16 protein-coding genes are annotated in these 10688 nt (G+C 39.9%); 2 read left to right on the top strand and 14 right to left on the bottom strand.

Annotated elements, in window-relative coordinates:
• From F6K13_RS05260 to F6K13_RS05315, 12 genes are all read right to left on the bottom strand, one after another.
• On the bottom strand, nt 1–280 hold a 280-nt coding region (locus F6K13_RS05260; RefSeq protein WP_287286966.1), incomplete at its 3' end, for a hypothetical protein.
• A 30-nt stretch (nt 281–310) separates the two neighbouring features.
• Nucleotides 311–859, bottom strand: a complete 549-nt coding sequence (locus tag F6K13_RS05265; protein WP_287286967.1) for a hypothetical protein — start codon at nt 857–859, stop codon at nt 311–313.
• A gap of 171 nt (nt 860–1030) precedes the next feature.
• Nucleotides 1031–2392: a hypothetical protein gene (locus F6K13_RS05270; RefSeq protein WP_287286969.1), complete on the bottom strand. Its 1362-nt coding sequence runs from the start codon at nt 2390–2392 to the stop codon at nt 1031–1033.
• Nucleotides 2383–2664 (bottom strand): hypothetical protein, encoded by a 282-nt coding sequence (locus F6K13_RS05275; RefSeq protein ID WP_287286970.1) that lies wholly within the window; start codon nt 2662–2664, stop codon nt 2383–2385. Before F6K13_RS05275 ends, F6K13_RS05270 begins: the two co-directional genes overlap by 10 nt.
• 13 nt (nt 2665–2677) lie before the next feature.
• On the bottom strand, nt 2678–2860 hold the full coding sequence (locus tag F6K13_RS05280; protein WP_287286971.1) for a hypothetical protein: 183 nt from the start codon (nt 2858–2860) through the stop codon (nt 2678–2680).
• A complete protein-coding gene (locus F6K13_RS05285; protein WP_287286972.1) occupies nt 2853–3407 on the bottom strand; it encodes a hypothetical protein in 555 nt (184 codons plus the stop codon). The genes F6K13_RS05280 and F6K13_RS05285 overlap by 8 nt, the downstream gene beginning before the upstream one ends.
• Nucleotides 3408–3419: 12 nt before the next feature.
• Nucleotides 3420–3686 (bottom strand): hypothetical protein, encoded by a 267-nt coding sequence (locus F6K13_RS05290; RefSeq protein WP_287286974.1) that lies wholly within the window; start codon nt 3684–3686, stop codon nt 3420–3422.
• The gene (locus F6K13_RS05295) at nt 3683–4045 is read right to left on the bottom strand and encodes a hypothetical protein (RefSeq protein ID WP_287286975.1); all 363 of its coding nucleotides are present in this window, start codon (nt 4043–4045) and stop codon (nt 3683–3685) included. The genes F6K13_RS05290 and F6K13_RS05295 overlap by 4 nt, the downstream gene beginning before the upstream one ends.
• A complete protein-coding gene (locus F6K13_RS05300; protein ID WP_287286977.1) occupies nt 4045–4257 on the bottom strand; it encodes a hypothetical protein in 213 nt (70 codons plus the stop codon). Before F6K13_RS05300 ends, F6K13_RS05295 begins: the two co-directional genes overlap by 1 nt.
• Before the next feature lie 60 nt (nt 4258–4317).
• Nucleotides 4318–4809 carry a hypothetical protein gene (locus F6K13_RS05305; protein WP_287286979.1) on the bottom strand — a complete coding sequence of 164 codons (492 nt, stop codon included), beginning with the start codon at nt 4807–4809 and terminating at the stop codon, nt 4318–4320.
• On the bottom strand, nt 4806–5120 hold the full coding sequence (locus tag F6K13_RS05310; RefSeq protein WP_287286981.1) for a hypothetical protein: 315 nt from the start codon (nt 5118–5120) through the stop codon (nt 4806–4808). Before F6K13_RS05310 ends, F6K13_RS05305 begins: the two co-directional genes overlap by 4 nt.
• A gap of 231 nt (nt 5121–5351) precedes the next feature.
• Entirely contained in the window at nt 5352–5636 is a 285-nt protein-coding gene (locus F6K13_RS05315) for a hypothetical protein (protein WP_287286983.1), read from the bottom strand.
• A gap of 173 nt (nt 5637–5809) precedes the next feature.
• On the opposite strand from F6K13_RS05315, the gene F6K13_RS05320 reads away from it, so the two are divergent.
• Nucleotides 5810–6130 carry a hypothetical protein gene (locus F6K13_RS05320; protein ID WP_287286984.1) on the top strand — a complete coding sequence of 107 codons (321 nt, stop codon included), beginning with the start codon at nt 5810–5812 and terminating at the stop codon, nt 6128–6130.
• A 50-nt stretch (nt 6131–6180) separates the two neighbouring features.
• Here the strand turns inward: F6K13_RS05320 and F6K13_RS05325 are convergent, their stop codons facing one another.
• Together F6K13_RS05325 and F6K13_RS05330 are read right to left on the bottom strand one after the other, a co-directional pair.
• On the bottom strand, nt 6181–6843 hold the full coding sequence (locus F6K13_RS05325) for a hypothetical protein (RefSeq protein WP_287286986.1): 663 nt from the start codon (nt 6841–6843) through the stop codon (nt 6181–6183).
• A complete protein-coding gene (locus F6K13_RS05330) occupies nt 6803–7279 on the bottom strand; it encodes a hypothetical protein (protein ID WP_287286987.1) in 477 nt (158 codons plus the stop codon). The genes F6K13_RS05325 and F6K13_RS05330 overlap by 41 nt, the downstream gene beginning before the upstream one ends.
• Before the next feature lie 726 nt (nt 7280–8005).
• Here F6K13_RS05330 and F6K13_RS05335 point away from each other — a divergent pair.
• Nucleotides 8006–10688 (top strand): DUF3987 domain-containing protein (locus F6K13_RS05335; protein ID WP_287286989.1); only part of this gene is annotated, 2683 nt, incomplete at its 3' end.

Here is a 10688-nt window from a genome sequence, read left to right on the forward strand (position 1 = left end):
TGTCCCATTGATTTATATAGTCTTGCAAGTCAATTATGTAGTTAGATATTAATCTTGCTTCTTCTAAAATTGTTCCTTTTTCTGCTTCTACTGAATCTACTCTGTTTATGTCATATAGCCTAACATTATAAAGTTGAGAGATGCCAACTTGAATAACACCAACTGGTTTGACTGCTTTTAATCCTAACTCTTTTAAGTAACTTGCAGTTAACAAGTTTTTAGGTGGTCGATTGTTTTTCCAGTGGTATTTTTTTAATCCCTCTGTATTTTTTTTAACCATTTTTAGCCCAAATAAACTTAAATACTTAATTTAATTTTTATCCCTAATAAAAAAGTACCAAAAACTAATAGAAACTACAATTGGTATCCACACATCTTGATGTTTTAATTTTTCAACAAATGAAAGGCGATTTTTATACTTAATAATTTTACGTTTGTCAACTTTAGCAACAGTATTTTTAGGATTGTAAAGACTATCAATACAGCCCAAACCTCCTCCAAATATTATACATTTTTCTTGCTTATCATTCAAATTTTTGACATCAATATTAACGCCATTATTTAGAACCAAAGTAACAGAATTTTTATCTTCATTTAACACAACTGTGTAGGGAGATATTACAGGTTGATTTTTAGTCTCTTGCTTGTCATCTACTTCTGGCTTTGGCTCGGCAGATATTAACTCTTGTTTGCCTGGTTTTTCCAAGTTACTAAATTTGCTTTTTGGAACAGATATAGCTACCGCAACTATAGTAACAATCCCTCCAATTACTAGCAATTTGAACGCAGAGCCAAGGATTGTTTGGAGGACATTATTAACCTTGGAGTTATTAGTATTTGGGTCTAAAGTATTTTTCATAATCAAGGTTGCCTAAGTGTTGCATAGTTATAGATGTATTTGGTGTTAAGAGCGATTGCTGTTTAATCGCAGTTTCCTTGATAAATTAGAGGCAATTATTATAACTAATATTGTCGTCAAACATCCTTTATTACTAGCTTATACAGCCAATCAACACCAAACTTAACAGCCCTAAACATCTCGATGTTGTTCGGGAGTAAATATACGACTGACTGAGCCTCCAACTTTTTTCTCTGCTACAGTTCCTAAGTTTTTTTCAGCAAATCCTTGGAATATTTTCCAAATCGTATCAGCAGCTAGTTTGTACTTAGAAAACTTCTGCTGCACTTGCCTAACTGTAGTTTTTTTAGCAGCACAGAAACTCAATATTTCCTCCTCTATTTCCTCTAGAGTAGGAGCTTCTTTATTAGGAGTAGTTTCAGTAACAGTAGTATCTTCATCTTCCCCATTACTAAGTTTAGTTTGATTATGATTTGTAGAAGGCTGACTGCTGCTTTGGTTATCGGAACTTTCTGACTCAACATGACCTTCAGCAAAGACATACCTAACTGACTCTGGCAGAACTGCTGGCTCATCTTCTACTAATATTGGTCGCTCCTGTGATAAGCACCAGTTGTACAACTCTGAGTTCCCTAGTTTCTGAGAATGCTTATGGGCAAATTCTCCTAATCTTACATAAGTTAAAGACTTCCGAATGTCTCCCTGACCCTCTATTTTAAGGGTTTTTACCTGGTCAGATTTCACTAACAAAAATAATCTAATCAAAACCTTTCTTGCTTCTTTTATCAGGTCTAATACCACCTCAACACCTTGGTCAATCTTGCCACTCGCAACGCAAAATTCATCAATAATTACGTTTACCATTGGATAGTAAAAATTGCCTTGATGATAGAGTTCATATCTCCTATTCATCTCTTGTTCAATGATTTTAATAAACTGACAAACTGAAGGCTCAAAATATATTTTTTGGTCTAAAAAGTCTTGAAAAAACTGACCTTTATCTGGAATAACTGGCAGCTTATCTTTCTTCCAATTACCATAGTTTCTACTACCGCAATAGCTAGGAAACCCCTCAAAATCTCCTGGTTTATCGTGGGGGTTGCACACTACCACTTTGCCTCCCAAATGTGGAGCTAATCTCTCCGTGGTAAAACTCTTGCCATCTCCTGTGCCACCAACAATGATGAGATGAACATACTTATTGGGATTAGTATTCAGTTTTTTCCAGTCAAAGTGATTAATTGCAGCAACTTCAAGCGTATTCTGAGGGAGGTTGCTTTCTACTGAATATCCTTCGCAAGTTTGCTGTAGGGCAACAAGTTTTAAATCTGCCTCAGTTGCTAGCATATTAATTTCAGACTCATCAATGATTTGAGTAATGATTGCTTCATGGATTTCTTGATGAGCTGCTTGTGTACCCTTTATCCCATAGTAGATGGCAATAATTGCTAAAGTTGCTCTAGTAAGCTTTGGTTGAGGAAAGCAGACGAATATTAGGCAACCAAAGCAAACTATTAAGTTACCTAAAACCATGCACTAATGCTCCCGGCAATAATTCCTGCTCTAAAGATTATGAGTGCTAGAGTGAAAAATCCTACAGATAACTTGGGGTTTAAACTTCTGGCGGCTGCTTCACGCATTTCTGGGAAGTTAAAGGTATCTTGTAGTTCCTTGAGCGTCCAGACAATAGCTCCGTATAACGGTAGGAAATGCAGTGATATTTGAGGCAGCAGGTTTAGTAGATAGCCACTGGCAAAACCGATAATAAATATAAATATGTACCAAGCAATTCTATTGATTCCCATGCTGCCTCACCCTTTAGTAAATTCTTGAAAATCTACTGTTTAAGTCTTCTGCCATTCTTTTAGCTGTAGACTCCCTGCGCATTAAAATAACTAACTGAGATTGTTTTCCACTATTTGTTTCAAAAAAGACATTTCCTCCTCTGTTAATAAACTTGCCTAATAACGATCCTTTGTACTTAAGTGGTGCTTTAGACATCTTTACCTCCGTACAGCATAGACAACCTTTTTTCTGTAGCAGCGTTTAGAGCTTCAACATTAACTGAATGACGAGCTTCAATTACTTGGTGGCTCTTCCTCCGTCTGTCAGTTTCTAGGCGGTATTTACTACCCACTGTATCTGCAACATCATAAAGGCGGTTATAAGCCTGGTGCATGGCAAGGTTACCTTTCAGCACATCACTAGCTGCTCCAGCAAAATTTTTTGCCATTTTGACTGAGCCTCTGATAACGGCTTTTACTGCTGCTCTGTACTGGGTTGTTTTTGATGCCTGACTCGTGTAGAATTTAGCAGCATCTTTGGCTTCTGCTAAGGTTTCATCTGTTAGAGTTAGCCCGTCTGCTTTCCAAGTGTCAATCATTGCTGAAGCATCAGCAAGCATGGGTGCGTCGTACCCTCCATCAGCAGGAGTAAGTATACCTTTTGGTACTGGGGCTGTACCTCCTCTACTGTTTAGACTACCTGGGTTTTGAGTTAATCTGGCGTTTGTCGGTTCCCTTTTTGTTAAGTATCCTTGTGGTGGCATTAACTACTCTCCTCATAAATGTTTTTGCAAAATCCAACGGGCAAGCTGAATAGCATCGTGCTTGTTCAGATTTAGTCGGTTTACCTCTTGGCAAAAGCCTTTAACTTCTGTGGATGAGCTTAGTTCATTAAAAGTAATTTCTTCAATGACTTTTTGTACTGCTACTAAGCGCTGGTTTATGCTCATTTTGCTTACTATTTCTTCCAAAACTTCGTTGTTTTCAGTTTCTACGAAATATCCTATTGGTTTTGAGCTAATAACTATTTGAGTGTCTGTCATTTTAATATCCAAAGTATGTATCCCATTAACCAGCACCAAGTATGAGCTATTTGCTGCAATAAGTTAGGGTATTGGTTAATTGGGTTTTTGTTTTGTTGTTTAACTGAAATAGGCTTAAGCGACAACGCTAACCAACCGTGAATAAGGTTGTGCGCTCTTTTTGAGAGAACAAATACATCTCGTTGCCATTTCTCTTTACCTTTCCGTTTGTAGGTGTGGTGGTGGATATTGTATGGGTAGTATTTCCCTTTGTATCTTCCCACCTTCACACCAAACATTTGGCAACGGTAGCCTGTGGCTCTCAAGAATCTAGGGTGCTTTGATTTCCACTCTCTTGAATTAAGATAGGATTTGTACATTAAATCCTTGTAATCAATTTGATTTCTACTACTGCTCCGTCAGGGAAAAAATCAGGGCGTTTCAAGGCTAACCTCCTTTCAATTCCAGCTTGTACTTCAGCTATATCAAGGGGATGATTTGGGCTGGCTTCAATTTCTACCCTACCACTACTTTTCAGCCAGCCAGCAGTTTTTTTAAATCTGGGCTTTGCTTCCCAATAAACTTGAATCATTTTCTGACGTTGATATTTGAATTACAAAATTGATTACGGGACGTTACCTCATTAATATTTCTAGTTCGTTTTGCCATTCAGTAATTTGGGAGTTTCTGTCTGTAGCAGTGAGGGAAGCTTGCCACTTTCTACATATTGATTTTGCTTTCCAACTGATGTAGAAACTTTGGAGAAGATACCACCAAAACCCTTTTTTAGGGAGTCTATTGCAGATTTTGTGAGGTCTCCGGTATATCCGGTTTGCACCTTACCTACTGCTTTCATTAATGTCAGGGCTTGAATAGCGTCGGCCAATTCATCACTATTAGCTTCAGCGATTTCTTCAACCATCCCCTGAATCATTTGACTGCCTGCTTCAGTATCAAGGAGTTGGTTATCATTGCTCTGTTGTTGGACTACATCTTTTTCTGGCTGTTGCTCTTTAATAAACTCGTTAATAGCTGCGGTAGTACCTCCCTTTTCAATAATTTTATCAATCGCTTCATCAGTTGGTTGAATATTGCGGTTAGATAAAGCTTTGACTATACGTTCGCGCTGTTGTACGTCATTCATAGTGGAACTCCGTTCTTTTTTATGTATTCCTTTGCTACTGCCCGATTACCGTAGGTTTGCACAATTTGTCTGTAGTACCAGAGAAATCGCACAGCTTCTATCTGGTAAATCCAATTACGCTTGCTACCCACCTGCAAGGGGCAGTCTTCAATTGCTATTTCTCCAGACTCAATTAGAGCTTTGATATCTGCTACGTCCCTTGTTAAAGAGTTTGACCCTTTTTGAAAGCATGACTCAAACAAAGATAGGACTTGCTTGCGAGTCCAATAGCAAATTGGCTCTAACTCTTCTGGAAAAGGTTCCCACTCCATTCGTGGTGATTACTAAGTGATTACTATTTTTAAGTGATGAGTATTAGTTGATTAATAATCGGCTATTACTCATATAAATTATTCAAGCGTGTTTTTTTTGTGAGTGCAATCCCCTGTGAAGTAAAAATAAAAAAACGCCTTCATGTCAAAGGCGGTTCTGTGATTGCAAGTTATGCTACGGTGTTTTTAATACGCTCAGTTATGATTCTTAATTTTTTTGGGGCTGGAGTATTACTCTTCATCCCCGCTTTCATTTGCCCATTCTTCAGCAGTCAGCCTTTCTGCCTCTCCTCGCAATACTTGAATCCATAGTTCATCAGCAGTGATTCCCCTCTTTCTTGCCAGGTATTCCATTCTTTCTTTGATTTCGTCCTTGCACTCCTGAAGCTTTGCACACAGAAGAGATACTGCTTGCTGGCTTTTAGGACGATTATTAATCCAAGAATCAATCACAAGCATATCTCTATGCCATTCTCCCATAGTGGCCAGAACAATTCTTTCATTTTGACTAACCATTACCGCCTTTGCTCAATGTTTTACTACTGTTTAGGAACAATTTAGCAGCAAAGCTTGACACCACTATTTAGTGGCTGTATGGTATGTAATTAGCTGCTAATTAGGTAATATATAGCAGTTGCAAAAAAAAAAGAGGCCAAAGCCTCTAAAAATCAAAACTTTTTTTACTTACTATGAACATAATTCAAAGTCCCGGCATTGTCTACCCACAAAGAATCATACTTTCAGAAATTAACGAGTATAATGTGGACAAATTTTGTCCCACACTACATCCAATGGAGCTACTACAAAAGTACCCCATGAAAAAGGCAATTATTGCCAAATTTCTCGGAATTTCCTCGAAAGCTATAGACAATTATCTCTACGGCACAAGGCCAAACCCTATATTACCAGTGCAAAGACTAGCGGCAGAGTTGAACCAGAAGTGGTCTATCCAGGCAGAGGAAGGAGTTATAGCGCTAGGCGAAAGTCAGAAGTCAGAAGTTAGAAGTTAGAAGTAATCTCTGACAGAGTTTTTCCTTTCCCACCACCTACGGTTATACAATCAATCTACCCCAACAATATGATATTCCAGGGTTTCACACAGACGACAGTCTGTACCAAACACGGTAACAATGCCGTATTCAGAGACAGTGGCAATTTTCTCCCGTCTCCACTCATCAACCCAATGATAGCCCTGGGTTTCAAACTGATGGATAAATTTATCTGCCAGCAGATGCTTCATCATCTTCTCCATCGAATCCCCATTCCACATCGAAGTACAAGAGCTGCCAATCACTTTACTAGGAGTTTTCAGGCGGTTAACTTCTATCGCCTTGACATTCATCCAGATCACCTTCTGAGTCACCATCTCAGTTAGGTAACACGGATGAGTCCGCTGATATAGTTCGTTCAAATCTAGATCCAATTCAGGAATTATCAGGTTTTGAGACTGTTCAGTCATAGACAGTATAGATGTGGAATTTCCTTGTGATGGTATTTGTGATAGTTTTCTCAGGCCATAAGTCGCTCCTACCCAGGTTAATCTAACCTCTCCCCAGATGTTAGCCACAGCTTGTAGCCAAGACTCGCATTGGCTGTAGACTGCCATCGCATCTTCTCGACCTAGATTTTGGGGTGCGATAAACACAATACCCTGATTTGGCAAGACCCCTTCTTGCCAACCATCAAGGCATGTCGGTTTCGGTAAATTCTTCTCCTCTTTCATCTGCAGTTCTTTCTTCAGTTACAAGACTTTTGTCCTGAGTAAACCTGGCCTGTTGTAGCAGACGTTGGTCATAGCCGAAAAAATCACACAGCACACTTAACTCTAAGTCTGATAGCTCTTCTCCCGATAAGGTTTTGAGCAGAGGAGATTTGATGACTATTGGCAAGGTGATATCTAGTTTGGAGCGTTCCTCATCTAGTTCACTTTGCAACTCTGCTATCCGTTGGGCGGATGCTTGTTTTTCCTCTGTGAGTCGCTTTTGGTAGTGAGCCATTGTCTCTACCCACAGTTGATTTTTCTCGTCTTCGAGCATCATCCGTTCAATTAGAACAGATGCGAGGGAGGAAACATTTCGCCCCTCCTTCTGTGCTCTTTCTTCCAGCTTCTTGTAAACACCCTTGGGCAAAGAAATGGACAATCGGTTGCTATCAGCCATAAGTTGTTTCAGTCATCAGTTATCAGTTATCAGTTATCAGTTATCAGTACCCACCGCTGTTTGCGCAGCATTCCGTAGGAAAGCCAGAGGCAAAAAAATACTGAATTTGATTTTTCTCTTGGCCGATTGGATCTGGCGTTTCCTGGGAAGACCCGCTCCGCCATCCCACCCTCCGGGAAGCTCCGCTAACGACCGCTTTTCATTCCCTTAAAGGGGGAAGCTATTGACCTTATTTTTTGGTCATAAGTTAAGAGTTGTTTGTGATTTTGGCCCTTGTTTCAGGAAGTAATTGATGTAAATATGCGCTATTATTACAGCGATTTTTACATCTAAATAACTATAGGCAAAAGTGCTTGATTTGTGAAGGTGATGGTGGTAGATTTAGAGCTGAAGTCATAAGTCGGAATTTAGAAGTCAGAAGTTAAATTCTGGCTGTACGAGAATGTCCGTTTTTAGGCTATATCGCACTACACAAATAGGGCGGAGATATTTATAAATGCTCACTCCTTTCCCATCTATCTAACTTCTGACTTCTGACTTTTGACTTCTGACTTGACTTTCTACCTCCCAAAAAAAATGGGCAGTTGGTAGCTGTCCACTGTTTTATCTGATGTTCAAAGTTAATCAAAAAATTTGGTGTTTCGCTGCGCGACATGAAGCGCGTAAGCGGACGGTCGGTCTATCTCAGGAGACAAAAACACAATTATCTAGTGAGATGATAACAAGATGAATACAAAGAATCTCAAAGCCAAAGTGAATCAATTCGTTTGCTTTTTAGGATATACATTAAATGATAACATATACTTCCGCGCTTTTAAAGAGGAAAATGGCAAAAATTTCGGTAAAAAGACTACCTATAGCCTAGAGTTAATTAACTATAAAGAATTATCGCAATGGGAAAGCCTTGGTTATGGTATCTACATTGTAGTTAATGGCGGAGGTGATACTGATGCTGATGTGACAGCAGGAAGAGCTATATTCTATGAGCATGATGATTTATCCAAAGACAAGCAGCTAATACTTTGGCAAAATTTAGGTTTGCCAGAACCGACAATACAAGTTGATACGGGTGGTAAATCAATTCACAGTTATTGGGTATTTGAACAACCCATAGCAATTAAGCAGTGGCAGGAGCTGCAAGCGGACTTATTGGAATATGCGGATGGCGATCGCTCTATCAAGAATCCATCGAGAGTCATGCGAGTGCCTGGGTTTAAGCATCAAAAGTCTGGAGAGGTAGCGGAAATAGTTAGTAGTAGCGGTAGTAAGTACAGCTATCAGGAACTACGAAGTACAATACCTCGACAGAAAGAACCTATCTTTAACTTTGATAAAACAATTCAAACCAATACACCCCCTTTGGCAATATTCCTGACTAAGGATGACAGAGACTTAATTGAAAGGGGTGTAAGTCAAGGAGGTCGTAACAATTCTGGTGCAAAGCTTGCAAGAAATTTGATTGGCACTGCACAAAGACTTAATTATCTGGGAATTAACTACACCGATACGCCACAAGCACTGTTTGAAGATTATTGTAGTCGATGCAGCCCACCTATTAATAGTAAGGAGGCGCAACAGATTTGGAAATCAGCCCAAAAAGGCAACCCCACCGCTTCTCTCACAGACGATGCTATAGAAAATTGTCTTAAAGCGTGGCAGAAAAATCAGCAGTACAGCACTATAGGCAAGAAAAACTCTCCACCCAGTAGTGATAGTAGTCTATTGAATAATGGTAATAGTCAAACAAAAAGCGTAACTCTCCCAAAGAAATGGGATAAAATCAAAGTTCTCGGAGAGATTATCAAGCTGGCAGAGCAACGCCCCAGAAAAACCAGAGTTACCATTGAGCTTAAGCAGCTTTCTCTTGATAGCGGGTGGGATATGCGTTCTGTTAAGGAAATCTATGAGAGTACGATTGAGGATTTCGACGCGGATGCCGAACTACCAGATGATGAAAAGGAATTTTCGGAAATTCTCTCAGCTAATGTTAAGTTAAAATGTCATGCCATGTTACCACAAGAGTTACACCCAGTCCTTACATTTGCCGACAACTTAGGAGTTCCTTACGAACCAACTTTAGTCGCTTTGGAAGCAGCAGCAGCTTCATTAATTGACCCCTGTACCAAAATTATTGGACGTGAGTGTACTAACTATGACCAGAATGCTACTATTTTTTCTGCTATTGTGGGAGAGCCAGCATCTAGGAAGTCTCCTCTGATTCAAGCGATCGCTAGGAAGCCTTTATCAAAAATGCAGGAGAAAGCTACAGAACTATATAATCAGCAGAAAATTGATTATGAGAGAGACTTGGCAGATTGGGAGGCAGCAGACAAATCTACTAGGGGCGACAAACCCCAAGAGCCAAAGCTACGGGTGTTCAGCACTGGAGACTATACTCCTGAAGGAATGCGCGAACTAGCACAGCACAATCCCAAGATTTTGAGGTGTTTCGATGAATTGGCTAAGGAGCAAAAGTCCCAAGGTCAGTATAAAGGTGGTAAGGGTGGCGATGCTCAGTTGCTCCTAGAATCCTATGATGGCCTTATGGATGCTGTCATTCGTAGAGGTAAGATTTATCCCGGTGGTGTAGTAAATCAATGTTTGCTGGGAGGGATTCAACCTGAAGTTTTGTCTGAAATTATCTCTAGCTCAGACCCCACAGGGCTTTTTGCTAGATACAATATCGCTACTTTACCAAACATTCCTCATTATTGGGACGATGATAATGAAGTAGGCATGGACATTACGCCTCTGTTGGTTGATACCTACGAAAGCATAAACCGTTTGCCTGCTTTTACTTTCAAGCTTTCCCCAGATGCCTACCAACTATTCAAGTCTTGTCATAATCACGCCGAAAGCCAAAAGGCTAAAGCTGATCGCCCAGCTATGATTTACCAGTACGGGAAAATGTCAGGGAAAATTTTGCGGTGGGCAATGTTATATCATGTTCTCCACGCTGTTTGTCAGGGCAAAACCCCAGATGAAATAGTCTCTAAAAAATTCATTCAAATTGCTAAGGAACGGGCAATTTACCAAATGTCTCAGGTTCGTGGATTGTTGTCTATTATGGATGATTCTGGGCCGAGCAAAATGTTTCAGCTATATCAGTATGCTCTCAGGAAAGAAGAACCTATTACTCCCAGGGATGCTGTGTATAAGACTAAGAAGGTCAAGGATAGAGGTGAGGCTATTGATTTTTTTCGCCGACTGGAGGAGATGGGATGGGGCCGAACAATAACCACTCCAAGGACAATTAAGTTTGAGGCTTTTGAGGAAAGAAGGGTATCAGACCCATCACCTACTGTCCCAGCTATAACCAAGGTATCTGAATCCAGTGACAGTTTATCAAAACCAGTCACAGTAGTTACTTCTCAGGTAGAGACTCAGATTAACACTGCTACCAGTGACA

It is taken from the genome of Okeania sp. SIO2B9 (assembly GCF_010672505.1).
GTDB lineage: Bacteria > Cyanobacteriota > Cyanobacteriia > Cyanobacteriales > Microcoleaceae > Okeania > Okeania hirsuta.